The 22,920-nt window shown below is 73.5% G+C and carries 24 protein-coding genes; 5 read left to right on the forward strand and 19 right to left on the reverse strand.

Going from position 1 to position 22,920, the window contains the following annotated elements:
- Nucleotides 1-7 precede the first annotated feature (7 nt).
- The 5 genes from thpR to infC form a co-directional block, all read right to left on the reverse strand.
- Nucleotides 8-634, reverse strand: a complete 627-nt coding sequence (gene thpR, locus CLV34_RS00665; RefSeq protein ID WP_100348371.1) for an RNA 2',3'-cyclic phosphodiesterase — start codon at nt 632-634, stop codon at nt 8-10.
- On the reverse strand, nt 634-1,479 hold the full coding sequence (locus CLV34_RS00670; RefSeq protein ID WP_100349097.1) for a TrmH family RNA methyltransferase: 846 nt from the start codon (nt 1,477-1,479) through the stop codon (nt 634-636). The genes thpR and CLV34_RS00670 overlap by 1 nt, the downstream gene beginning before the upstream one ends.
- Nucleotides 1,480-1,589: 110 nt before the next feature.
- Entirely contained in the window at nt 1,590-1,976 is a 387-nt protein-coding gene (gene rplT, locus CLV34_RS00675; RefSeq protein WP_100348372.1) for a 50S ribosomal protein L20, read from the reverse strand.
- Nucleotides 1,977-2,047: 71 nt separating this feature from the next.
- Entirely contained in the window at nt 2,048-2,242 is a 195-nt protein-coding gene (rpmI, locus tag CLV34_RS00680; RefSeq protein ID WP_100348373.1) for a 50S ribosomal protein L35, read from the reverse strand.
- Nucleotides 2,243-2,329: 87 nt separating this feature from the next.
- Nucleotides 2,330-3,505 (reverse strand): translation initiation factor IF-3, encoded by a 1,176-nt coding sequence (gene infC, locus CLV34_RS00685; RefSeq protein ID WP_425436174.1) that lies wholly within the window; start codon nt 3,503-3,505, stop codon nt 2,330-2,332.
- 339 nt (nt 3,506-3,844) lie between these two features.
- Between infC and CLV34_RS00690 the strand changes: the two genes are divergently transcribed.
- Nucleotides 3,845-4,213: a DUF1844 domain-containing protein gene (locus tag CLV34_RS00690; protein ID WP_100348374.1), complete on the forward strand. Its 369-nt coding sequence runs from the start codon at nt 3,845-3,847 to the stop codon at nt 4,211-4,213.
- A gap of 52 nt (nt 4,214-4,265) precedes the next feature.
- Complete coding sequence (locus tag CLV34_RS00695) at nt 4,266-4,883, forward strand: hypothetical protein (protein ID WP_157803642.1); 618 nt, start codon at nt 4,266-4,268, stop codon at nt 4,881-4,883.
- A gap of 165 nt (nt 4,884-5,048) precedes the next feature.
- Here CLV34_RS00695 and CLV34_RS00700 read toward each other — a convergent pair whose 3' ends face one another.
- The 8 genes from CLV34_RS00700 to CLV34_RS00735 form a co-directional block, all read right to left on the reverse strand.
- Nucleotides 5,049-5,489: a hypothetical protein gene (locus CLV34_RS00700; protein ID WP_100348376.1), complete on the reverse strand. Its 441-nt coding sequence runs from the start codon at nt 5,487-5,489 to the stop codon at nt 5,049-5,051.
- 115 nt (nt 5,490-5,604) lie between these two features.
- Nucleotides 5,605-6,285, reverse strand: a complete 681-nt coding sequence (locus CLV34_RS00705; protein WP_100348377.1) for a hypothetical protein — start codon at nt 6,283-6,285, stop codon at nt 5,605-5,607.
- Between the two features lie 119 nt (nt 6,286-6,404).
- Complete coding sequence (locus tag CLV34_RS00710; RefSeq protein WP_100348378.1) at nt 6,405-7,127, reverse strand: SseB family protein; 723 nt, start codon at nt 7,125-7,127, stop codon at nt 6,405-6,407.
- Nucleotides 7,124-7,855 (reverse strand): bifunctional 1-(5-phosphoribosyl)-5-((5-phosphoribosylamino)methylideneamino)imidazole-4-carboxamide isomerase/phosphoribosylanthranilate isomerase PriA, encoded by a 732-nt coding sequence (gene priA, locus CLV34_RS00715; RefSeq protein ID WP_100348379.1) that lies wholly within the window; start codon nt 7,853-7,855, stop codon nt 7,124-7,126. The genes CLV34_RS00710 and priA overlap by 4 nt, the downstream gene beginning before the upstream one ends.
- Before the next feature lie 109 nt (nt 7,856-7,964).
- Complete coding sequence (gene hisH, locus CLV34_RS00720; protein WP_100348380.1) at nt 7,965-8,609, reverse strand: imidazole glycerol phosphate synthase subunit HisH; 645 nt, start codon at nt 8,607-8,609, stop codon at nt 7,965-7,967.
- Entirely contained in the window at nt 8,606-9,154 is a 549-nt protein-coding gene (locus CLV34_RS00725) for a hypothetical protein (protein ID WP_100348381.1), read from the reverse strand. The genes hisH and CLV34_RS00725 overlap by 4 nt, the downstream gene beginning before the upstream one ends.
- Complete coding sequence (gene hisB / locus CLV34_RS00730) at nt 9,151-9,732, reverse strand: imidazoleglycerol-phosphate dehydratase HisB (protein WP_425436175.1); 582 nt, start codon at nt 9,730-9,732, stop codon at nt 9,151-9,153. Before hisB ends, CLV34_RS00725 begins: the two co-directional genes overlap by 4 nt.
- 38 nt (nt 9,733-9,770) lie before the next feature.
- Nucleotides 9,771-10,937 (reverse strand): histidinol-phosphate transaminase, encoded by a 1,167-nt coding sequence (locus CLV34_RS00735; protein WP_100349100.1) that lies wholly within the window; start codon nt 10,935-10,937, stop codon nt 9,771-9,773.
- Nucleotides 10,938-11,170: 233 nt separating this feature from the next.
- On the opposite strand from CLV34_RS00735, the gene CLV34_RS00740 reads away from it, so the two are divergent.
- Nucleotides 11,171-13,486 (forward strand): RecQ family ATP-dependent DNA helicase, encoded by a 2,316-nt coding sequence (locus tag CLV34_RS00740; protein WP_100348382.1) that lies wholly within the window; start codon nt 11,171-11,173, stop codon nt 13,484-13,486.
- A gap of 48 nt (nt 13,487-13,534) precedes the next feature.
- On the opposite strand, the gene CLV34_RS00745 is transcribed toward CLV34_RS00740, so the two are convergent.
- Together CLV34_RS00745 and hisD are read right to left on the reverse strand one after the other, a co-directional pair.
- Complete coding sequence (locus tag CLV34_RS00745) at nt 13,535-14,005, reverse strand: QcrA and Rieske domain-containing protein (protein WP_100348383.1); 471 nt, start codon at nt 14,003-14,005, stop codon at nt 13,535-13,537.
- 79 nt (nt 14,006-14,084) lie between these two features.
- A complete protein-coding gene (gene hisD / locus CLV34_RS00750; RefSeq protein ID WP_100348384.1) occupies nt 14,085-15,413 on the reverse strand; it encodes a histidinol dehydrogenase in 1,329 nt (442 codons plus the stop codon).
- Between the two features lie 114 nt (nt 15,414-15,527).
- On the opposite strand from hisD, the gene CLV34_RS00755 reads away from it, so the two are divergent.
- A complete protein-coding gene (locus tag CLV34_RS00755) occupies nt 15,528-15,773 on the forward strand; it encodes an RNA-binding S4 domain-containing protein (protein ID WP_100348385.1) in 246 nt (81 codons plus the stop codon).
- A gap of 18 nt (nt 15,774-15,791) precedes the next feature.
- On the opposite strand, the gene CLV34_RS00760 is transcribed toward CLV34_RS00755, so the two are convergent.
- On the reverse strand, nt 15,792-16,199 hold the full coding sequence (locus tag CLV34_RS00760; RefSeq protein WP_100348386.1) for a pyridoxamine 5'-phosphate oxidase family protein: 408 nt from the start codon (nt 16,197-16,199) through the stop codon (nt 15,792-15,794).
- Between the two features lie 130 nt (nt 16,200-16,329).
- Between CLV34_RS00760 and CLV34_RS00765 the strand changes: the two genes are divergently transcribed.
- Entirely contained in the window at nt 16,330-17,715 is a 1,386-nt protein-coding gene (locus CLV34_RS00765) for a carbohydrate-binding protein (protein WP_100348387.1), read from the forward strand.
- 68 nt (nt 17,716-17,783) lie between these two features.
- Here the strand turns inward: CLV34_RS00765 and dnaE are convergent, their stop codons facing one another.
- The 3 genes from dnaE to CLV34_RS00780 all read right to left on the reverse strand — a co-directional run bounded on the left by dnaE (nt 17,784) and on the right by CLV34_RS00780 (nt 22,918).
- Complete coding sequence (gene dnaE / locus CLV34_RS00770; RefSeq protein WP_100348388.1) at nt 17,784-21,359, reverse strand: DNA polymerase III subunit alpha; 3,576 nt, start codon at nt 21,357-21,359, stop codon at nt 17,784-17,786.
- A gap of 96 nt (nt 21,360-21,455) precedes the next feature.
- Nucleotides 21,456-21,986 carry a GNAT family N-acetyltransferase gene (locus CLV34_RS00775; protein WP_245858852.1) on the reverse strand — a complete coding sequence of 177 codons (531 nt, stop codon included), beginning with the start codon at nt 21,984-21,986 and terminating at the stop codon, nt 21,456-21,458.
- Nucleotides 21,983-22,918 (reverse strand): RluA family pseudouridine synthase, encoded by a 936-nt coding sequence (locus CLV34_RS00780; RefSeq protein ID WP_100348389.1) that lies wholly within the window; start codon nt 22,916-22,918, stop codon nt 21,983-21,985. Before CLV34_RS00780 ends, CLV34_RS00775 begins: the two co-directional genes overlap by 4 nt.
- Between the last annotated feature and the right edge of the window lie 2 nt (nt 22,919-22,920).

Genomic DNA, 22,920 nt, shown 5'->3' on the forward strand with positions numbered 1-22,920 from the left:
GACGAGTCTAGTGCGCCCCGTGCGACGGGGCACCGAGCGGCCACGTGGCGACCACGCGGTACAGCGGCCCGCCGTGCGGCCCCTCGCCGGGCAGCGACTCGAGGAGCTCGAGGGTGTCGACCGTCCATGCGGGCCCCTCGTAGACGGCGAGCGCCCGCGCCGGCGCGTCGAACGCGGAGGCCTGCGCAGCGCGGGACGCGCCCCGCCGGCCGCGCGCCGGGCGCGCCCGGGCGACGGACAGGTGCGGCCGGTGCGGCCGGACGTCGTCCGGGACCTCCCTGACGCTCGCATCGAGACATCCCTGTGCCAGGCGCACCAGGTCCTCGGCCGCCCCGTCGACACCCATCCACAGCACCCTGCCCTGGAACGAGCCGGCGCCGCGCAACCGGAGCTCGAACGGCTCCGTGCCCGCCGCGACGGCCGCGAGGTCGTCGAGCAGCTCGGGGACGGCCCCCTCGGGGACGTCGGCGTAGAACGCCGTGGTGAGGTGCCGGTCGTCGCGCGGCACCCAGCGCACGGCCGTCTCGCGGCCACGGCCCGGCAGCACCGACCTGGGCACCCCGACGCCGTCGAGGGCGCGGTCCAGGTGGTCGAGGACGGCGGCGGGCGGCCTGACCGACGCGAACAGCCGCATCAGCGCTGCGCCCGGCTCGACGCGTACAGGCAGAGGGTCGCCGCCGTCGCGAGGTTCAGCGACTCCGCCAGACCGCGGATGGGGACGCGCACGGTGGCCGCCGCGAGCCCACGCTCGGCGTCCGACAGGCCCTGGGCCTCCGTGCCGAACAGCCACGCCGTGGGCGCGGCGAGGTCCACCGCGGTGCCGGTGCCGGTGCCGGTGCGACGGGACGCCGCAGCGTCCGCGAGCTCGTCGAGGTCGCGGGCGCCGCCGCCGTCCGCGGCGAGCACCACGAGGCCCGCGGCGCCGAGCGTCGAGACGGCCTCCTCGACAGGCACGCCCGTCACGACGGGCAGGTGGAACAGCGAACCGGCTGTCGACCGCACGACCTTCGGGTTGAACGGTTCGACGGAACCCGTCGTCAGGACGACGGCGTCCGCACCGGCGGCGTCGGCCGCTCGGATCACCGTTCCGGCGTTGCCGGGGTCACGGACGGACGACAGGACCGCCACGAGACGCGGCCCTCGTGCTCCGGAAGGCCGGTCGACGAGGTCGCTCAGCGACGTCGACCACGTCTCCGCGACGGCCAGCACGCCCTGCGCGTCCGCGCTCATGGCGGTCAGGACCTCGTCCGACGCCTCGTGGACGTGCAGCCCGGCGTCCCCGGCACCCCGTGCGATCTCGGGGTACCGGTCCGCCGCCGCCGCGGTCAGGTAGACGTCCTGCACGCGTCCGGGCGCGTGCTGCACCGCCTCGCGCACCGCCTGCGGGCCCTCGACCAGGAACCGGCCCGTGCGCTGACGCACGGAACGCCCGGCGAGCGCCCGCACCTGCCGTACCCGGTCGCTGCGCGGGTTGCGCAGGACGGGGTCGGAGGCGGGGGCTCGCCGGGCGTCCGAAGAGGCTGCGGCAGCACGGGAGGCGTCGCGGTCGGGACGACCGGGCTCACGCACCGCTGCGTCGCGCCGGGTCGTCAGGCTGCGACCTTGGGCGCGTTGACGTCCGCGGGGAGCGCGCCCTTGGCGACCTGCACCAGGGCGTTGAACGCGACGACGTCGTTGACCGCGAGGTCGGCGAGGACGCGACGGTCCACCTCGACACCCGCGAGCTTGAGGCCCTGGATGAGACGGTTGTACGTCAGGCCCTGCGCGCGCGACGCAGCGTTGATGCGCTGGATCCACAGCTTGCGGAAGTCGCCCTTGCGCTTCTTGCGGTCGCGGTACGAGTAGACGAGGGAGTGGGTGACCTGCTCCTTCGCCTTCCGGTACAGGCGCGAGCGCTGGCCGCGGTAACCGCTGGCGCGCTCAAGGGTCGTACGGCGCTTCTTCTGGGCGTTGACCGCCCGCTTCACGCGTGCCACGTGATGCTCCTTGCGTTCGGGGCTCGATGCGAGGACGGCCGAGGGCGACGGGTGCGCCCTGGCCGGTCAGCTCACTTACCGAGCAGCTTCTTGATCTTCTTGACGTCGGACGGCGCGACGACCTGGTCCTGGGCCAGACGGCGCGTACGCCGGCTGGACTTGTGCTCGAGCAGGTGGCGGGCGTTCGCCTGCTCGCGCATGACCTTGCCGCTCCCGGTGGTGCGGAACCGCTTCTTCGCGCCGGAGTGCGTCTTGTTCTTCGGCATGGCTGCCGTCTCTCCTCGGGTCTGGTCGGTCACGCGGGGTGACCGACTGGTGCGGGCCGTGCGGGCACGGCCCATGTCTGTGGGGCGTCAGCCCTTGTCTGCCGCACCGGGGCGCGGGGCCCGCGCACCGGGCTTGGGCGCCGCGGGACGCGGCGCGCCCGGCTTGGGAGCGACCGGCCTGGGGGCCACGGGCCGGGGCGTCGGAGCCTTCGGCGTCGCGGTCGGAGCGGCGTCTGCGGCCGGCGCGCTCGACGCAGCTGCCGCGGGCTTGGCCGCGACGGGCTTCGCCGTGGCCGGCTTCGCGGCGGCGGGCCGGGTCGTGGCCGGCTTCGCGGCAGGCTTGTCGGACGGCTTGGTCGCGGCCGGGCGGGTCGCCGCCGGCTTCGTGGCGACCGGCTTCGTGGCCGCAGGCTTCTCGGGGGCAGGCTTCTCGGCGGCGGGCTCGCTCGCTGCCGAGGGCTCGTCCACCGGCTCCGCGGGGGCGGCCGCGACGGGCTCGGGGGCAGCGTCCGGCTCGACCACCGGGGCAGGAGCCTCGGCGACCAGCTCGTCCACGCCCTGCTCGTCGACGCTCAGGTCGTCCACGGCCTCGTCGGTACCGCGCTCAGCGGCCTTGCGCTCCGACTTGGTCATGCGACCGGCGTCGATCTCGGTGGAGCGGCGGCGCTGCTCGGTCTTGGCGTCGGCCTTCTTCTTGACCGGGCCCAGGACCATGGTCATGTTGCGGCCGTCCTGCTTCGGCGAGCTCTCCACGAAGCCGAGCTCCGCGACGTCCTCGGCGAGGCGCTGCAGCAGACGCATGCCCATCTCCGGGCGCGACTGCTCGCGACCACGGAACATGATCATGACCTTGACCTTGTCGCCGGCCGACAGGAAGCGCTCGACGTGGCCCTTCTTGGTGCCGTAGTCGTGCGGGTCGATCTTGAGGCGGAACCGGATCTCCTTGAGGACCGTGTTCGCCTGGTTCCGACGCGCCTCACGGGCCTTCATGTCGGCCTCGTACTTGAACTTGCCGAAGTCCATGAGCTTGCACACGGGCGGGCGTGCGTCGGGGGCGACCTCGACCAGGTCGAGATCGGCGTCCTGCGCAAGACGCAGGGCGACCTCGGTGCGGACGACTCCGACCTGTTCCCCGTCGGGACCGATGAGTCGGACCTCGGGGACACGGATCCGATCGTTGATGCGAGGCTCGCTGATGTCTGGCTCCTTGGCAGTCGTGGCAACGACCCCAGGAACGGGAATGGCCCCCGTCCCTGAGCGCAGGTGGGGGCCGTCACAGACGCACACCGTCGAGACGGCGTACGGTCGTCGGTGCGGCGTGAGCCGCGACTCCGGCGACGGGACCCGGCCTCTGTCGCAGCCCTGCAGGATGCCTGCAGGCTGTCGGTCGAGACCCGGGTGGGACGAGTCCACTTGCGCACCCGGACGACCTCCCCCGGCCGCGCTCGCCCACGGAAGAGGTGGGGTGTGCACTGCGAGGGGACGCCGACACGGGTCGGTCAGTCACCGAGTCTAGCACGCCGGACGCCTCCCCCTGCGCGGGCGGCCCGCCGGCGCGGCCACCCGGCACCGCGCACGGACGCCCGATGGGAGAATGGGCGGATGACCGACTCCCCGCCCCCCGTCCCAGCGGCGGACCCCGCCGACCAGGCCGTCCGCGACATCGCCGACGTCGCCGCCGTCGAGGTGATCACCACCGCCGCGGTCCACCTCATGAGCGCCGCAGCCGTGAAGTGCGGCCTGGCAGACGACGCCGCCGCACGGGACGACCTCGACCTCGACGAGGCCCGCAAGCTCATCAACGCGCTCGCCGCCCTCGTCACCGCGAGCGCCCCCGACATCGGCAACCAGCACGCCCGCTCGCTGCGCGACGGCCTGCGCTCCCTCCAGCTCGCCTTCCGTGAGGCGTCCGTCTATCCCGACGCGCCCGGCGAGGGTCCCGGCGAGAAGTTCACCGGATCGGTCGTCTGACGCCGCCCGTCTCGCATGGCACCGTCCGGGCGCCGCACGTAGCGTGGCCGACATGAGCGGCGAAGAGCGCGAGTGGACCCCTGACCTCGGCCGGCTGACACAGGCCTCCGACGACTCCCTCGCCGTAGGACGCGTCTACGGCGAGGCCTACGAGCACGACGGCACGCTGGTGATCCCCGTGGCGCGCGTCGTGGGCGGTGCGAGCATCGGCGCCGGCGGCGGTGGCGGCACGTGGTCCGGGTCCGGCACCGGCCGCGGTGGCGGTACCGGCTCGGGGCGCGGCTCCGGGAGCGGGCGTCTCGGCCGGCTGCGTCGCGCCCGCGCCGACGTCCCGGAGCTTGAGGCCTCGGCCGCCGGCGCACCGGCGGCCGAGGACGCCGCCCACGGCATCGCCGGTGACGGCACGGGGACGGGCGCGCTCGGCGATGCGCAGGCAGAGGCGAAGGGCGATCTCCAGGGCGAGGCCAAGGGCGACGCCCGCGGTTCCGGGGGCACCGGAGGCGGCGCCTACGGCGTACAGGTCCGACCGCTCGGCGTCGTCGTCGTCGAGCAAGGTCACGCACGGTGGGTGCCGGTCGTCGACGCCAACCGGGTGATCCTCGGCGGGCAGGTCGCGGCAGCGGTGGCAGCCGTCGCGATCGGGTGGGGCTTGCGGCGCCGGAACCGTTGACACGCGGCCCCGAAGTCACCGGTGCCCCGAACGGCGCAGAGTCCCGAACGGCGCAGGGCAGGACGACACAGAGCGGGCCGGGTCGACGTCACCGATGTCGACCCGGCCCGCTCTGCGCTTCCGGTCAGATCAGCAGCCTCGCCGCCAGTCAGGCGTGCTGGCGGATCACTTGCAGTTGTCCTTGGCCCAGTCGCTCACCTTGGTGGCGGAAGTCTGCATCGAGCTCGCCTCGGACGCCAGGTCGGTGAGGCCGGCAGCAGCCGTCTGCACCGCCGCCTGGTCCGAGGTGTCGACACCGTCGAACGCCTTCGAGAAGTCCGCGAGGAACTTCTTCATGGTGTCCCAGTCGGACGAGATCTCGTCCGGCGCATCGACGTCCTTCACCTTGTCGTTGACGTCGGAGATCTTGTCGACCGTGCCGCCCAGGTCGGACGAGTCCAGGTCGTCGAGGCTCGTGTCCTCGGCGACCGACTTATAGGTGTCGCAGAACGTCTTGGTGGAGTCGTCACCCGAGCTGCAGGCGGCGAGGCCACCGGTCAGGAGAGCGAGGCTCACGGCGGCGGAGGCGAGACGGGCACGACGGATCGTCCGGATCGAGGAGGTCATGGCAGGCATCCTTTCCTGAGCGCGCGCCCTGAGTCCACCCGGATCCCGCTGGGTGGGTGGGGAGTACTCCCCATCCACCCAGACATCCACCCTGACGTCGTCCACGCGCTCGCCGTCAGCCCCGCGCGAGGCAGAGCTCGCGGCCGTCGTCCGACGTGACCGTCCCGACGGCGTCCGTCGGGCACTCGCTGTCCGTCGAGACGACGGCCCGTCCCACGTACTGGTGGTCGTGCGAGCAGTCGACCGCCTGGAGCATCGAGCCCGAGCCGTCCTTCCAGCACGAGCCCACGCCGGTCGACGCGTGCGCGTCCTTGCTCGTGTCCGACATGTGCCCGACGACGAGCACGACGCCCACCAGGCACGCGACGACGGCGGCCCCGGCGACGACGAGGAGCCCCCGGTCGCGCGACAGCGACGTCGCGCCGCTGCTCAGGGCACCGCGATAGGCCACGACGGACCGGACCAGCAGCGACGCGGCGACGAGGAACGCGCCGATCCAGATCAGGCCGCCGTGCCCGGTCGCGGCGTAGGTGATCCCGAGCCCGACCCCCAGGAGGACGACCGCGATCACGAACTGCTTGATCGCCTGCTTGCGCTGCGCGACGCCGACCGCGACCGCGGCCTCGGGCGTCGGCTCCACGGGCGCCGACCCGAAGCCTGCCGGCGCGCCCCACCCCGCGGGCGACGCGGTGGGCGACTCCTCGAGCGCCGTCGTCGCGCCGGGCGCCGTCGCCGTGACCGGTGCGGCGTCCGTGCCGGGCGTCGCCGGGTCGGGGGTAGGCACGTTCTGGTCCATCAGTGGTCTCCTCGCTGGTCGCGGCGCCCCCAGACCGGGCCGCACGTCGCGCGGAACCTACCATCTCGGACGAACCTCGCGGACCACACCATCCACAGGTCGGCCGGACCGACCGTCTCTCAGCCGGCGCGCCCGATCCTCAGCTCGAGCGAGTCGACCCGCTCCCCCACCACCGGCGACGCGGCCAGGTGCGCGTTGACACCGGCGATGGTCCGGTCGAGACCGGCCCGGTCCAGGCCGGGGTCGATGCGCAGCACGACCGCCACCTCGGCGGTCCGACCGGGCTGCGCGTCCGCGGACGCGACATGGGGCACCACGTCCGCGACGGCCGCGACGGCCGCCACCACGTCCGCGTCCACCACGCCGTCGATCACCGCGGGAAGCCACGGCCGGCCCTGCGCGAGCGCCCACACGGCCGGGCGCGGCACGACCGCCGTCACCGGGCCGGCGGGGTCGACCACCAGCAGAGCCCAGTCCTCGCTCACGGCGGACAGCGCCGCGCGTGGGACCTCCACGGGGACGGGTCGCGCCTCACGTCGCCAGGCCGCCATCGACGCGACCGACGTGAAGACCGGCAGAGCGCGACGGCCGTCGGGCGCCTCGAGCGCGACCACGCCCGACGACGCCTCCTTGTCGACGTGCAGGCCGTCCTCGGTCACGTCCGACGCCTCGAGCTCGGCGAGCACCGGGACGAGCACGCGGGTCGCACCGAGCCGCGCCACGACCGCGGCGAGCGTCGCGGTGCCCCCCGCCCAGGCCGCGAGCAGGTCCGCCAGCTCGGCGTCGGCCGACCCGTCGTCGCCCGCGAACCCGGACGTCGGCGGCAGCGCGCGACCCGTCACGGGCGCCCCGCGACGTCGAGCGCCTGCGGGAGCGTGAACGCGCCGGCGTACAGCGCCTTGCCGACGATCGCGCCCTCGACACCGTCCGGGACGAGCGCCCGCAGCGCCTCCAGGTCGCCGAGGCCCGAGATGCCGCCCGACGCGACGACCGGCGCGTCCGTCCGCGCCGCGACGTCCCGCAGCAGGTCGATGTTCGGGCCGCGCAGCGTCCCGTCCTTCGTCACGTCGGTCACGACGTAGCGCGGGCACCCCGCCTGCTCGAGGCGCTCCAGGACCTCCCAGAGGTCGCCGCCCTCCTGCGTCCACCCGCGGGCGGCGAGCGTCGTGCCGCGCACGTCGAGCCCGACGGCGACGCGGTCGCCGTGCTCGGCGATGACCTTCGCGGTCCACTCCGGGTTCTCCAGGGCCGCCGTGCCGAGGTTGACGCGACGGCAGCCGGTCGCGAGCGCCCGCTCGAGCGACGCGTCGTCGCGGATGCCGCCCGAGAGCTCGACCTGGACGTCGAGCCGACCGACGACCTCGGCGAGCAGCTCGGCGTTCGAACCCCGCCCGAAGGCCGCGTCGAGGTCGACGAGGTGGATCCACTCGGCGCCGCCGGACTGCCAGTCGAGCGCCGCCGTGAGCGGGTCGCCGTACGAGGTCTCCGAGCCTGCGGCGCCCTGGACGAGGCGGACGGCCTGGCCGTCGGCGACGTCGACGGCGGGCAGCAGGACGAGTCGGTCGGTCATGGGTGCTCCTGATCTGGCGGCACCCGGCGCGTGCCGGGTGCGGGTCGGTCGGGTCGGTCGGGTCGATGGGTGCGTGCGGGTGTCGCTGCCGACGGTGCGGGCGACGGCGTCAGAGCGTCGCGACCCAGTTCTCGAGCAGGTGGGCGCCGGCGTCGCCGGACTTCTCCGGGTGGAACTGCGTCGCGGACAACGGGCCGTTCTCGACCGCCGCGACGAACCGGCCGCCGTGCTGCGACCAGGTCACGAGCGGCGCACGGAACGGCGAGTCGGGCGGGTCGTCCGTGCCGAGGGTGAAGTCCTGCGCGGCGTAGGAGTGGACGAAGTAGAAGCGCTCGTCCTCGATGCCGGCGAACAGCGCGCTGCCGTCGGGGACGTCGACGGTCGACCACCCCATGTGGGGCACGACGGGCGCGTCGAGCCGGCGCACGCTCCCGGGCCACTCCCCCATGCCCTCGGTCACGACGCCGTGCTCGTCGCCCTCGTCGAACAGCACCTGCATGCCCACGCAGATCCCGAGGACGGGCCGGGCGCCGGCGAGCCGGCGGCCCACGACCTCGTCCCCGCGCACCGCGCGGAGCCCGGCCATGACGGCGGCGAACGCGCCCACCCCCGGCACGACGAGCCCGTCGGCCTCCTGCGCGGCGGCCCGGTCGCACGTCAGCGTGACCTCGGCTCCGACGCGCTCCAGGGCGCGGACGGCCGAGCGCACGTTGCCGAAGCCGTAGTCGAGGACGACGACAGACCGGGAGGTCACGACGCCTTCCCCTTCTTCTTGGCGGAGCGCTTCGCGGCGCGCGCGGTCGACGCGAGCGCCCGCATCGCCGCGAACCGGCCCATCCCGACGCTCGACACGACGCCCGGCAGCTCGTCGACGGTCTCGACGCCGAGCAACAGGTTCTCGAGCGCGTCGGGGGCACCGCCGAGCACGATCGCGGGAGCGAGCTTGTCGCCCTGCACGCCGTCCAGCCACCGGTGCGCGGTGATCCGGTCGTCCCGGCGCTCGAGCAGAATCGCGGGCAGGCCGGACATCGCACGGGTCAGCGTCTCGGCCACGCGCTGCGGAGCGCCGGGCGACGTGTCGCGGCACACGACGAACACGCCGATGCCGGACAGCACCGCGTCGACCTCGAGGCCCGCGAGGGCGCACGCCGCCGCGAGCGGCTCGGCCGCGCCCACCTGCGTCACGACGACCGCGACGGGTCGCGGCGCGTCGGGCGCGGCGGTGGCGTCGTCGAGCCCGCTGAGGTCGTCGGGCACCGTCACGTCCGGGAAGACGTCCTCGCCCGACGGGTCCGTCACAGCGCGCCCTTCGTCGACGGGACGCCCTCGACCCGCGGGTCGGGCGCGACCGCGGCACGCAGCGCCCGCGCGAGCGCCTTGAACTGCGCCTCGACGATGTGGTGCGGGTCGCGTCCGGCGAGCACGCGCACGTGGATGCAGATGCCTGCGTGGTGCGCGATCGACTCCAGCACGTGCCGCGTCAGGGACCCGGTGAAGTGGCCGCCGATGAGGTGGTACTCCTGGCCGGCGGGCTCGCCCTCGTGCACCAGGTACGGGCGGCCCGAGACGTCCACGACCGCGAGCGCGAGCGCCTCGTCGAGCGGGACGGTCGCGTCGCCGAACCGCGAGATGCCCTTCTTGTCACCGAGCGCGACGCGCAGCGCCTCGCCCAGCACGATCGCCACGTCCTCCACGGTGTGGTGCGCGTCGATCTCGGTGTCGCCCGTCGCCCGCACCGTCAGGTCGATCAGGGAGTGCTTCCCGAGTGCCGTGAGCATGTGGTCGTAGAACGGCACGGACGTCGAGACGTCGGTGCGGCCGGTCCCGTCGAGGTCGATCTCGACGACGACGGTCGACTCGGAGGTCGACCGCTCGATGCGGGCGGTGCGCGCACCGGGCGTGGTCACGGGTTCCGTCACTGCTGCTCCTCGTCCAGGTCGGCCACCTCGGTCAGGGCGGTCCGGAAGGCCTGCATCTCCTGCGGCGTGCCGATCGACACCCGCATCCATCCGTCGGGTCCCACCTCGCGGACGAGCACGCCGCAGTCGAGCAGGCCCTGCCACACCGCGTGCCGGTCCGCGAACGTCCCGAACAGCACGAAGTTCGCGTCGGACTCCGCGACGTCGAGCGCGCGGCCCTCGTGGCGCTGCGCCCGCAGCCAGGCGGCGGTCGCGTCACGCTCGGCGCGCAAGGAGCCGACCTGCGCCATGAGCTCGTCCGAGTGCTCGAGCGCGGCGCGAGCGGTCGCCTGCGTCACCGCCGACAGGTGGTACGGCAGCCGGACGACGCGCAGCGCGTCGACGAGCGCCGTGGACGCGGCGAGGTACCCGAGGCGAGCGCCCGCGAGCCCGAACGCCTTCGACATCGTGCGGCTCACAGCCAGGTTCGGGTGCCGGTCGAGCAGCTCGAGCGCACTGGGGACGCCCACGCGCCGGAACTCGCCGTACGCCTCGTCGACGACGACGACGGGGCGCGCGCCACCACCCAGGTCGATCGTGTCGACCGCGGCGAGCACCGCGTCGAGGGTCTCGGGCGGCAGGGCCGTGCCCGTCGGGTTGTTCGGGCTGGCGAGCAGCACCACCGACGGACGGACCTCGGCGATCGTCGCGGCGGCCTCGACGGGGTCGATCGCGAAGTCGTCCTCGCGGCGGCCCGCGACCCACGCCGTCGACGTGTCGCGCGCGTACTCGGGGTACATGGAGTAGGTCGGCGCGAACGACAGGGCGGTGCGGCCCGGGCCGCCGAACGCCTGCAGCACCTGGACCATGATCTCGTTGGAGCCGTTCGCCGCCCAGACCTGCTCGGGCGCGAGCCGTACCCCGGACTCGACCGCGAGGTACTCCGCGAGGTCGGCCCGCAGGCCGAGCGCCTCGCGGTCGGGGTAGCGGTTGAGGCCGCGCGACGCCTCGGCCACCCGGCGCGTGATCGTCGCGACCACGGCGTCCGACGGTGGGTACGGGTTCTCGTTGACGTTGAGCAGCACGGGCACGTCGAGCTGCGGGGCGCCGTACGGCACCTCGTCCGCGAGCTCGGGACGCAGCGGGAGGGGGTGCTCCTGCCCGCTCGGGACGCTGTCGGTCACAGCCGCGTCGGTGGCGGCCACGGCGCCCGAGAGGCGCCGCAGCGCGTCGGGCGACGGGTCGCGCAGCGATCCGCCGGAGGCACGGGGTGGGGTCACGGGTCCAGTCTACGGATCCCGGCGGCCGCACCCAGGCGATTGTCCGGCACGCGGGCGCATCCCCTCTCGACGTGCTCGCGCCGGCGGGCCTGTGCACGACGCGCCGGACTGTGGGCGACGCCCCCTAGGGTCGTGGTGTGACCCAGGACGCGACCACCGACCCCACCCGCACCACGTCCCGCCCCGTTGCGAGCGCCGTGCCCGCCGACCTCGCCGACCGCACCGCGCTGCGCGCGGAGGCGGAGACGGCGCTGCGCGCGCTCGTCGGGCGGGAGGACGCGCGGCTCCGCGAGGACCAGTGGGTCGCGATCGAGGCGCTCGTCGCCGACCGGCGTCGTGCGCTCGTGGTGCAGCGGACCGGCTGGGGCAAGTCCGCCGTGTACTTCGTGGCGACCGCGCTGCTGCGCGCCCGCGGCGCCGGGCCGACCGTGCTGGTCTCCCCGCTCCTCGCGCTCATGCGCGACCAGGTCGCCGCGGCGGCGCGCGCCGGGATCCGGGCCGAGACGATCAACTCGGCCAACGTCACCGAGTGGGACGCCGTCCACGAGGCGGTCGCGGCCGGCCAGGTCGACGTGCTCCTCTGCTCGCCCGAGCGGCTCAACAACCCCGGCTTCCGGGACGAGGTGCTGCCGCGGCTCGCCGCCGACGCCGGGCTCGTGGTGGTCGACGAGGCACACTGCGTCTCCGACTGGGGCCACGACTTCCGTCCCGACTACCGCCGCATCCGGACGCTGCTCGCCGACCTGCCGGCCGGCGTCCCCGTCCTCGCGACCACCGCTACCGCGAACGCCCGCGTCACCGCGGACGTCGCCGAGCAGCTCGGCGTGCACGGTGCACCCGGTGCCGCGCCGGCGGCGGACGTCCTCGTGCTGCGCGGCAGCCTCGACCGCGCGTCGCTGCACCTGGCCGTGCTCGAGCTGCCCGACGTCTCGACACGCCTCGCCTGGCTCGCCGAGATCCTGCAGGACGCCCCCGGCTCGGGGATCGTCTACTGCCTCACGGTCTCGCAGGCCGAGCAGGTCGCGAGCCAGCTGCGCGCCACGGGTCTCGCCGTCGCCGCGTACACCGGGCAGACCGACCCGGCCGAGCGTGAGGCGCTCGAGGCGGACCTCAAGGAGAACCGGGTCACCGCGCTGATCGCGACGTCAGCCCTCGGGATGGGGTTCGACAAGCCGGACCTGGCGTTCGTGGTCCACCTCGGCGCCCCCTCGTCGCCGATCGCGTACTACCAGCAGGTGGGGCGCGCGGGGCGCGGGGTCGACCAGGCCGTCGTGGTGCTGCTCCCCGGCGCCGAGGACCAGCGCATCTGGGACTGGTTCGGCTCGATGGCGTTCCCGCCCGAGAACCAGGTGCGCGCGACGCTCGACGTCCTCGGGGCGGGTGGCACGATGTCGGTCGCACAGCTCGAGACGCACGTCGACCTGCGCCGCTCGCGCCTCGAGCAGATGCTCAAGGTGCTCGACGTCGACGGTGCCGTGCGCCGGGTCAAGGGCGGCTGGGAGGCGACCGGGCAGCCCTGGTCGTACGACGCGGAGCGGTACGCGCGCGTCGCGCAGGCGCGCGCGGCCGAGCAGCAGACCATGCGCGACTACCAGGCGACGTCGGGGTGCCGCATGGCGTTCCTGCGCGGCGTGCTCGACGACCCCGACCTCGAGCCCGGGTGGCGCTGCGGACGGTGCGACCGCTGCGGCGGCGTGGAGCTCCCCGGGGCACCCGACACCGACGCCGTGTCGGCCGCCCGGGCCGACCTCGACCGTCCGGGCGTCGAGGTCGTGCCGCGGCGCCAGTGGCCCAGCGGTATGGACACGCTCGGCGTGGACCTGCGCGGGCGCATCGCCGCCGACGAGCGGGCGGAGCCGGGACGCGCCGTCGCGCGCCTCGACGGCCTCGGGTGGTCGGTCCCGCTGCGCGAGCTCTTCGCGCCCGGCGCGGGCGACGTCGAGACGCCCGTCGCGCTACGGACAGCCGCTGCCCGGGTGCTCGACGACTGGCTGCGCGCGGGGGGACCGTCGGCAGCCGACGACCACGCCGCGGAGACTGATCGCTCCGAGAACCCCGAGCGCCGCGAGCACGGTGGGGCGGACGAGGGCCTCGACGGGGCGGGTGCGCTGCCTCCCGTGGACGGCGTCGTCGGGATCCGGTCCGTGACACGCCCCGCGCTCGTCGGGCACCTGGCCCCGGGTCTCGCGCGCTACCTCGGCGTGCCGTTCCTCGGCGGCCTCGGACCGGTGCCCGGCCAGGAGCCGCCCACGCCGCACGACGTGAACTCGGCGGCCCGTCTCGCGTCCGTCGCGCGGCGGCTGGGGCTCGACGACGGGCTCGACGTCACCGGTCGGCACGTCTTGCTCGTCGACGACCGGACCGACTCCGGCTGGACGCTCACCGTCGCGTCCCGACTCCTGCGGCGCGCGGGCGCGGCATCCGTGCGACCGTTCGTGCTCGCCGTCGGCTGACGTGCGGCAGACCGCCCGCGCGCGTGGGCGACGCCGGGTCGAGCCCGGTCAGCCGCCGACGACGACCGCGCCGTCCTTGACCGACGACGGGAGCTCCTGCAGCGCGGACGGCGCCGGGCCCTTGAGCACCTTCGCGCTCGCGAGGTCGAACTCCGACCCGTGGCACGGGCAGTAGAGGTCCTTGCGCTCGTCGTCGGGGATGACCGTGCAGCCCTGGTGCGTGCAGATCGCGCTGAAGACGTGCACCTCCCCTGCGGTCGGCTGGGTGACGAGGATCTTCGCCCCGGACGCGAGCGTCCCCTTGACGGCCCCACCCACCGGGACGTCGGCGAGCTGCGCCACGGTCTCCGCGCTCGACGGCGTGCTGAGCGTCGCCTTTCCCCCGGTGTTCGAGCTGCACGCCGCGAGCACGCCGACCGCCGCGGTCGCGCCCACGCCGAGGAACAGGCCACGCCGCGTCGGTGTGAGGGCAGCCACGCCAGTCGGTGTGCCGTCGTGCGGTCGTGCCGGTGCGGTCATGACGATCTCCTCAGGTGGGCGGAACAGCCGGGGAGCTCGATCATTCAGCCGCCCGTCCACCTGTGCAAACGCCGGGTGCTCAGTCGGCGAAGCGTGCGCGGACGGCCTCGCCGTGCGCCGGGAGGTCCTCGGCGCCCGCGACCGCGACGATCCGGTCGGCGAGCGCGCCCAGCGCCTCGCGGTCGTACTCGACGACCTGCACGGCCCGGACGAACGAGTGGACGCCGAGACCGCTCGACGAGTGCGCCGCACCGCCCGTGGGCAGCACGTGGTTGGAGCCCGCCATGTAGTCACCGAGCGAGACCGGCGCATAGGGACCGACGAAGATCGCCCCGGCGCTCGTCACGCGGTCGGCCCACGACGCGGCGTCCGCCGTCTGGATCTCGAGGTGCTCGGCGCCGTACGCGTCGACGACGGCCAGACCCTGCTCGAGGTCGTCGACCAGGACGACGGCCGACTGCGGACCCGCGAGCGCCTCGGCGACGCGCTCCGCGTGCTTGGTGTGCGCTGCACGCTGGGCGACGCGCTCCTCGACGGCGTCCGCGAGGACCGTCGACGGCGTCACGAGGACCGCGGCCGCCATGGGGTCGTGCTCGGCCTGGCTCACGAGGTCGGCGGCGACGTGGTCGGGGTCGGCGGTGTCGTCGGCGAGGACCGCGATCTCCGTCGGGCCGGCCTCGGAGTCGATGCCGACCACACCGCGCACCAGGCGCTTCGCGGCGGCGACGTACACGTTGCCGGGACCGGTGATGACGTCGACCGGCTCGCACAGGACGTCGCCGTCCTGCGGCTCGGACCCGGCGGCACCGTAGGCGAGCATCGCGACGGCCTGCGCGCCGCCGACCGCGTAGACCTCGTCGACGCCGAGGAGGGCGCACGCCGCGAGAACCGTGGGGTGCGGCAGCCCGTCCGCGTCACGCTGCGGCGGCGACGTCACGACGAGCTCGGCCACACCGGCCTCCTGGGCCGCGACCGCGTTCATGACGACCGTCGAGGGGTACACCGCGAGGCCCCCCGGCACGTAGAGGCCGACGCGGCGGACGGGGATCCACCGCTGCCGGACCCGGGCGCCCGGTGCGAGCTCGACGACCCCGTCGACAGGACGCTGCGCGGCGTGCACAGCACGCACGCGGCGGATCGCCTCCTCCAGGCCCGCGCGGACGGTTGGGTCCAGGCCGGCGAGCGCCGCGGAGAGGGCGGCGGCCGGGACGCGCAGGTGCTCGGGGCGCACCCCGTCGAACCGTTCGGCGAGGTCGCGCAGCGCGGCGGCACCGTGTGCCCTGACGTCGGTGATGATCGGCGCGACGCGCTCGGCCGCGTCCTCGACGCGGACCTCGGCTCGCGGCATCGCAGCAGCGAGCTCGCGGCGGGACAGGGTGCGACCACGCAGGTCGAGGCGGGAGATCACACGTCCATCGTAGGCAACCGTGGACCGGCCCGGCCCGACCTTTTCACCGACCGGACGCCGGGCGCTCGACGGGCGCCCGACGGGCTACGGCCACCGGTGCGGGATGATGGGCGCATGAGCTCCCCCGACATCGTGCCGATCTCCGACGACGAGATCCGCCTGGGCCAGTTCCTCAAGCTCGCCGGCCTGGCCGAGTCGGGCGCCGAGGCCCGCGAGCTGGTGGCCGAGGGCGAGGTCAGCGTGAACGGCGAGGTCGACACCCGCCGCGGGCGCCGGCTCGTGGTCGGCGACGTCGTGCGGGTGGACCTGCCCCAGGGCGCGGCGCACGCCCAGGTCGGCAGCGCGGGCACCGCCGACTGAGCCCTCCGGGCCTGCCTCTCAGCCGGCCATGTACGTCGAGCACATCACCTTGTCGACCGTGAGACGCAGGACGACCCGGTCCGGGTTCGGCTCGAGCGCGCGGTAGCGGCGCCCGTACCGCGCGACCGCGTCCGCGACCTCGTCGGCGTCGTCGACGATCTCCGCCGTCCCCTCGAGCGTGATCCACCGGCCGCCCTCCACCTGGCACACGGACACCCGCGGTGCGCGGCCCTCGTCACGCTCCCGCTGGACGTTGCGCGCCTTGACCGAGGCACGGTTCGTCGTGATGCGGACCGCTCCCGCGCCGTCGTCCCACGTGAACGCGACGGGCACGACGTGCGGCGAGCCGTCGGCACGCAGGGTGGTGAGGGTCGCGAGGTGGCGCTCGGTGACGAAGACGCGCTGCTCGGGGTTGAGGTGGACCACCCCACGATCCTAGGAGACCGGTGCGTGTCCCGGCGTGTACGGGAGGCCCGGGTCGGGGCGATCCCTCATAGCCGCGGGAGGGGTCCGGGGCTAGCGTCCGAGGCGTCCCCACTACCCCCGGAGGTGAGCGATGACCGCACGACGCCGTGCGACCGCGCTGCTCGCGGGCATCGCCGTCGCGGCGACCGCGAGCCTGGCTCTGACCCCTGTCCTTCTCGCCCAGACGGCGGGTGCGGCCACCACGTGCGCCGCCCTGACCTGGACCGAGGGCTCCACCTACACGGCCGGCACCCAGGTGACGTACGCCGGCCACACCTACACCGCGCTCGTGACGCACACCGCGTACGTCGGGGCGGGCTGGACGCCGTCGTCGACGCCGTCGCTCTGGAAGGACGGCGGGGCCTGCACGGGCACTCCGACGTCCACGCCCACGTCCACCCCCACGGCGACGCCGACCGTCACGCCGACGAAGACCGCCACCCCGACGGCGACCCCCACCGTCACACCGACGGTCACCCCGACCGTGACGCCCACCCCGACCCAGACGTCGACGACGCCTGCCGGGTGCGGCCAGCAGCAGCGGCCGACGGGCAAGGTGCTCCAGGGCTACTGGGAGAACTGGGACGGTGCGTCCAACGGCGTCCACCCGGGCCTCGGCTGGATCCCGATCACCGACTCCCGGATCGCCCAGCACGGCTACAACGTCGTCACGCTCGCGTTCCCCGTGATCCGGTCCGACGGCACGGCCCTGTGGGAGGACGGCATGGACACCGGCGTCAAGGTGCCCACCCCGGGCGAGATGTGCCAGGCGAAGGCGCAGGGCAAGACGCTCCTCATGTCGATCGGCGGCGCCACCGCCGGGATCGACCTCAGCTCGAGCACCGTGGCCGACAAGTTCGTCGCAACGATCGTCGCGATCCTCCAGGCGAACCACTTCGACGGCATCGACATCGACATCGAGACCGGTCTGTCGGGCAGCGGGAGCATCTCGACGCTCTCGACGTCGCAGGCGAACCTCATCCGGATCATCGACGGCGTGCTCGCGAAGATGCCCGCCGGCTTCGGCCTGACGATGGCGCCCGAGACCGCGTACGTCACCGGCGGCTCGGTCACCTACGGCTCGATCTGGGGGTCGTACCTGCCGATCATCAAGAAGTACGTCGACAACGGCCGCCTGTGGTGGCTCAACATGCAGTACTACAACGGGTCGATGTACGGCTGCTCGGGCGACTCGTACAACGCGGGGACCGTCCAGGGGTTCACCGCCCAGACGACGTGCCTCAACAACGGCCTGACGATCCAGGGCACCACGATCAAGGTCCCGTACGACAAGCAGGTCCCGGGGCTGCCCGCGCAGTCGGGCGCCGGCGGCGGGTACATGGCGCCGTCGCTCGTCTCCCAGTCGTGGAACGCGTTCAGCGGCCAGCTCAAGGGCCTCATGACGTGGTCGGTCAACTGGGACGGCTCGAAGAGCTGGACGTTCGGGGACAACGTCAAGTCCCTCGAGGGCCGCTGACGGTCACCTGAACCTAGAAACACCGGCGGGGCCCGGGAGCCGACGGCTCCCGGGCCCCGCCGCCGTCGTCACGTCAGGCAGCTCGGTCCGAGCAGCGCCTTGAGGTCACCGAACAGCGCGGGGCTGCGCTCGACGCGCAGCGTGTCTTCCAGCCGCATCACCGTGGCGCGACCGGGCGCCGTCAGCTTGAGGTGCACCTCGCTCGTGCCCGGGTGCGTCGTGAGGATCTCCCGCAGGCGCTCGACCATCGGCTGCGTGCAGCGCGCCGACGGCACCACGACGGTCACGGGCGCGTCCGCGGACGCCGACACGTCGGGCAGCGAGACCTCCATGGCCTGGAGCTGCATGGTGTCGTCGCGCCGCCGCAGCCGGCCCCTCAGGGCGACGACGGTGTCTTCGGCGAGGATCGTCGAGTAGGCGAGGTACGTCTCGCCGAAGAAGTTGACCTCGATCCCGCCTTCGAGGTCCTCGACGGTGACGGACGCCCACGGGTTGCCCGACTTGGACCAGCGGTGCTGGACGTTCGTCAGCAGGCCCGCGATGGTCACGACCGAGCCGTCGGCCCGTTCCTCGTCGGCCAGGAGCGTCGCCACGGTGGTCTCCGCGGCTCGGGCGAGGACGTGCTCCAGGCCGGACAGCGGGTGGTCGGACACGTACAGGCCGAGCATCTCGCGCTCGAACCCGAGCCGCTGCTTCTTGTCCCAGTCGGGCAGGTCGGGGACCTCGACGCTGAACCCGATGTTCGCGTCCCCGTCACCACCGAAGTCGGCGAACAGGTCGAACTGCCCCTCGGCCTCCTTGCGCTTGACCGAGATCACCGAGTCCACGGCCATCTCGTGGATCGCGAGGAGCGACCGGCGCGTGTGGCCGAGGGAGTCGAAGGCCCCGGCCTTGACGAGCGACTCGATGGTCCGCTTGTTGCAGACCACCGCGGGCACCTTGTCGAGGAAGTCGGTGAAGGAGACGAACTCCCCCTTGGCCTCACGGGCCGCGACGATCGCGTCGACGACGTTCGCACCGACGTTGCGCACCGCCGTGAGCCCGAAGCGGATGTCCTGGCCGACGGCGGTGAAGTTCGCGGCCGAGGAGTTCACGTCGGGCGGGAGGACCGTGATGCCGAGGCGGCGGCACTCCGACAGGTACAGGGCCGACTTGTCCTTGTCGGCCTTGACCGAGGTGAGCAGCGCGGCCATGTACTCGGTCGGGTAGTTCGCCTTGAGGTACGCCGTCCAGTACGTCACCACGCCGTATGCCGCGGAGTGCGACTTGTTGAACGCGTAGTCGGCGAACGGGACGAGGATCTCCCAGAGCGTCTTGACCGCGGCGGTCGAGAAACCGCGCTCGTTCATGCCGGCCTCGAACCCGGCGTACTGCTTGTCGAGCTCGGCCTTCTTCTTCTTGCCCATCGCGCGGCGCATGTTGTCGGCCGCGCCGAGCGAGAACCCGGCGAGCACCTGGGCGATCGCCATGACCTGCTCCTGGTAGACGATCAGGCCGTACGTCTCCCCCAGGACCGGCTCGAGCGCCTCGGCGAGCTCCGGGTGGATCGGCTCGATCGGCTGCCGGCCGTTCTTGCGGTGGGCGTACTTGTTGTGCGAGTCGGCGCCCATCGGACCCGGGCGGTAGAGCGCCGAGACGGCCGTGATGTCGGCGAACACGTCGGGCTGCATCGAGCGCAGCAGGGCGCGCATGCCACTGCCGTCGAGCTGGAACACGCCCAGGGTGTCGCCGCGCCCCATGAGCTCGTAGGTGGGCCGGTCGTCGAACGGCAGGTCTTCGAGGACGAGCTCGAAGCCCCGGTTCGCGCGGATGTTCTCGACGGCGTCGTCGAGCGTGTGGAGGTTGGACAGACCGAGGAAGTCCATCTTGACGAGGCCGAGGGCCTCGCACATCGGGTACTCGAACTGCGTGATGACCTGGCCGTCGCCCTTGGGGTCCATGATCGGGACGACGTCGATGATGGGCTCGCTCGCCATGATGACGCCCGCGGCGTGCACGCCGGTCTGCCGGATCTGGCCCTCGAGCCCGAGCGCCGTCTGGTAGATCCGCTGCACGTTCGGGTCGGTGTCGTGCAGCGTGCGGAACTCCTGCGCCTCGGCGTAGCGCGGGTCGTTCTCGTCGAACACGGCCTTGAGCTTGATCGACTTGCCCATGACGTCCGGCGGGAGCGCCTTGGTGATCTTGTCGCCCGTGGAGAAGTCGTACTCGAGGATGCGGGCCGCGTCCTTAATCGCGGCCTTCGCCTTGATCCGGCCGAACGTCGCGATCTGCGCGACGCGCTCCGCGCCGTACTTCGCGGTGACGTACGCGATGACCTCGCCGCGGCGGTGGTCGTCGAAGTCGATGTCGAAGTCGGGCATCGACGGGCGCTCCGGGTTGAGGAAGCGCTCGAAGAACAGGCCGTGCTCGATCGGGTCGAGATCCGTGATCGCGAGCGCGTACGCGGCGATCGACCCGGCGCCCGAACCACGGCCGGGCCCGACGCGGATGCCGTTGCGCTTGGACCACTGGATGAAGTCCGCGACCACGAGGTAGTAGCCGCAGTACCCCTTCTGCGCGACGACGCCCAGCTCCATCTCGACACGCTCGCGGACCACCTCGTCCAGCATGTCGCCCGGGTAGCGGGCCTCGATGCCCCGCCAGACCTCCTTGCGGAACCAGCTCTCCTCGGTCTCGCCCGCCGGGATGTCGGCGCGGGCCATGTACCCGCCCGTCGACTCGACGAACTCGACGTCGCAGCGCTCCGCGATCTCGAGCGTGTTGTCGCACGCCTCGAGGAGGTCCTGACCGCCCCACAGCTCGCGCATCTCGCGTGCCGACTTGATGTAGTAGCCGCTGCCCTCGAACGCGAACCGCTTGCCGCCCTGCGCGTACGTGGGCTCCGAGAGCCGGCTGCCCGAGTTGACGCACAGCAGCGCCTCTTGTGCGCTCGCGTCCTCCGGGTTGTTGTAGTGCGAGTCGTTCGTGGCGATCGGCTTGATGCCGAGCTCCTTGCCGAGCCGGAGCAGGTCGTCGCGGACGCGCTTCTCGATGCTGATGCCGTGGTCCATCAGCTCGAGGTAGACGTTGTCGCGACCGAAGATGTCCTGCAGCTCACCGGCCTCGCGCAGCGCCTCGTCCCACTGCCCCAGACGGAGCCGCGTCTGCACCGCGCCGCTCGGGCAGCCCGTCGAGACGATGAGGCCCTTCGCGTACGTGGACAGAAGCTCCTTGTCCATCCGGGGCTTGTAGAAGTACCCCTCGAGGCTCGCGCGCGACGACAGCCGGAAGAGGTTGTGCATGCCCTCCGTGGTCTCCGACCACATCGTCAGGTGGGTGTACGCGCCACCGCCCGAGACGTCGTCGCCGCCCTCCTCGGCCGTCTCGCCGCGCCCCCAGCGCACCCGGGTACGGTCGCCGCGCGCCGTGCCCGGCGTGACGTACGCCTCGATGCCGATGATCGGCTTGACCCCGGCGTTCTTCGCCTTCGAGTAGAAGTCGTACGCGCCGTGCAGGTTGCCGTGGTCCGTCATCGCGATGGCCGACATGCCCTGCTCGCTCACGCGGGCGAACAGGCCGTCCAGCAGCGAGGCCCCGTCGAGCATCGAGTACTCGGTGTGCACGTGCAGGTGGGTGAAGTCCTCGGTCGAGGTGGCAGACGGCATGGCCTCGAGTCTAGGTCGCCTCGCCCACAGACCTGCCCACCGAGCCGGTACGTCGACAGGCGAGCCGTGGGCGCGGCCAGCGTGCCGCACGACGGGTCAGGACGCGCCGAGGACCTTCGTCGCGTCGCGGTGCTCGATGCCCGCGTCGAGGTACACCGGACCGTCCACGACGTACCCGACGCGCTCGTAGAAGCCGATCGCCTGGACCTGCGCGCTCAGCTCGGAGCGCACCGTCCCGTCGGGGCCGGCGTGCTCGGCCAACGCGAGGTCCTCGAGGGCGCGCATCAGCAGTGCGCCCACGCCCGTCCCCCGGGTCGTGCCGTCGACCGCCACGCGCCCCACGTGGACCTCGCCGACGTGCGCGGGGTCCGTGAGCAGGCGCCCGGTCGCGACGACCGCCCCGGACGCGTCACGCACGAGCACGTGCGTGGTCGTCGCGGCCGTGTCGAGCGCGTCGATCTCCTCCTCGAGCGGCACCTGCTGCTCGACGACGAAGACTCGCGTGCGCAGAGCCCACGCCTCCTCGAGTCCGGCGCGGTCGACGACCCGCTCGGCGGTGTGCCCGCGCGGGCTCACGGGCACCCGTGAGCCGTCGGCGGGCACCGCGGGACGCACCGGTGCACTCACCGCGCACCGTCCCGCACGACCTCGAGAGCGCTCGCCAGGTCGTCCGGGTACTCGCTCGTCACCTCGAGCCACTCGCCCGTGCCGGGGTGCTCGAAGCCGAGCCGCATCGCGTGCAGCCACTGGCGCTCGAGACCGACGCGCGCCGCGAGCCGCGGGTCCGCGCCGTAGGTCAGGTCGCCGACCAGCGGGTGCCGCAGCGCCGAGAAGTGCACGCGGATCTGGTGGGTGCGCCCCGTCTCCAGGTGGACCTCGACGAGCGACGCCGACGGGAACATCTCGAGCAGCTCGTAGTGGGTGACGGACGGCTTGCCGTCGGACGTCACCGCGAACTTGTAGTCCGCGCTCGGGTGCCGGCCGATGGGCGCGTCGATCGTGCCGCTCGTGGGCTCCGGGTGCCCCTGCGCGAGCGCGTGGTACACCTTCTCGACCGTGCGCTCCTTGAACGCCCGCTTGAGGACCGTGTAGGCGTGCTCGCTCTTCGCGACGACCATCAGCCCCGAGGTCCCGACGTCGAGCCGGTGCACGATCCCCTGCCGCTCCGCGGCCCCCGACGTCGAGATGCGGTAGCCCGCCGCGACGAGCGCGCCCACCACGGTCGGGCCGGTCCAGCCCGGCGACGGGTGCGCCGCGACACCGACCGGCTTGTCGATCACCACGACGTCGTCGTCGTCGTGCACGATCCGCATCCCGGGGACGGGCTCGGCCACGACGGCGGGCGTGTCGTCCCGCTCGTCGGGCAGCTCGACCTCGAGCCAGCCGCCCGGGAGGAGCCGGTCCGACTTGCCGAGCACCGCGCCGTCGAGCCGTACGCCGCCCGTCGCGGCGATCTCGGCCGCGCGCGTCCGGGAGATGCCCAGCATCTTCGCCAGCGCCGCGTCGACGCGCTCGCCCGCGAGCCGGTCCGGGACCGGGAACGTCCGCAGCTCCGCCACGC

It is taken from the genome of Luteimicrobium subarcticum, assembly GCF_002798015.1.
Taxonomy (GTDB): domain Bacteria; phylum Actinomycetota; class Actinomycetes; order Actinomycetales; family Cellulomonadaceae; genus Luteimicrobium; species Luteimicrobium subarcticum.

Coding starts and splice junctions, on each gene's coding strand:
- CLV34_RS00765 (WP_100348387.1), top strand. CDS start 16,330: ATGACCGCACGACGCCGTGCGACCGCGCTGCTCGCGGGCATCGCCGTC.
- dnaE (WP_100348388.1), bottom strand. CDS start 21,359: ATGCCGTCTGCCACCTCGACCGAGGACTTCACCCACCTGCACGTGCAC.
- rpmI (WP_100348373.1), bottom strand. CDS start 2,242: ATGCCGAAGAACAAGACGCACTCCGGCGCGAAGAAGCGGTTCCGCACC.
- priA (WP_100348379.1), bottom strand. CDS start 7,855: ATGACCGACCGACTCGTCCTGCTGCCCGCCGTCGACGTCGCCGACGGC.
- thpR (WP_100348371.1), bottom strand. CDS start 634: ATGCGGCTGTTCGCGTCGGTCAGGCCGCCCGCCGCCGTCCTCGACCAC.
- CLV34_RS00745 (WP_100348383.1), bottom strand. CDS start 14,005: ATGACCGCACCGGCACGACCGCACGACGGCACACCGACTGGCGTGGCT.
- CLV34_RS00690 (WP_100348374.1), top strand. CDS start 3,845: ATGACCGACTCCCCGCCCCCCGTCCCAGCGGCGGACCCCGCCGACCAG.
- CLV34_RS00755 (WP_100348385.1), top strand. CDS start 15,528: ATGAGCTCCCCCGACATCGTGCCGATCTCCGACGACGAGATCCGCCTG.
- CLV34_RS00700 (WP_100348376.1), bottom strand. CDS start 5,489: ATGACCTCCTCGATCCGGACGATCCGTCGTGCCCGTCTCGCCTCCGCC.
- CLV34_RS00695 (WP_157803642.1), top strand. CDS start 4,266: ATGAGCGGCGAAGAGCGCGAGTGGACCCCTGACCTCGGCCGGCTGACA.
- CLV34_RS00705 (WP_100348377.1), bottom strand. CDS start 6,285: ATGGACCAGAACGTGCCTACCCCCGACCCGGCGACGCCCGGCACGGAC.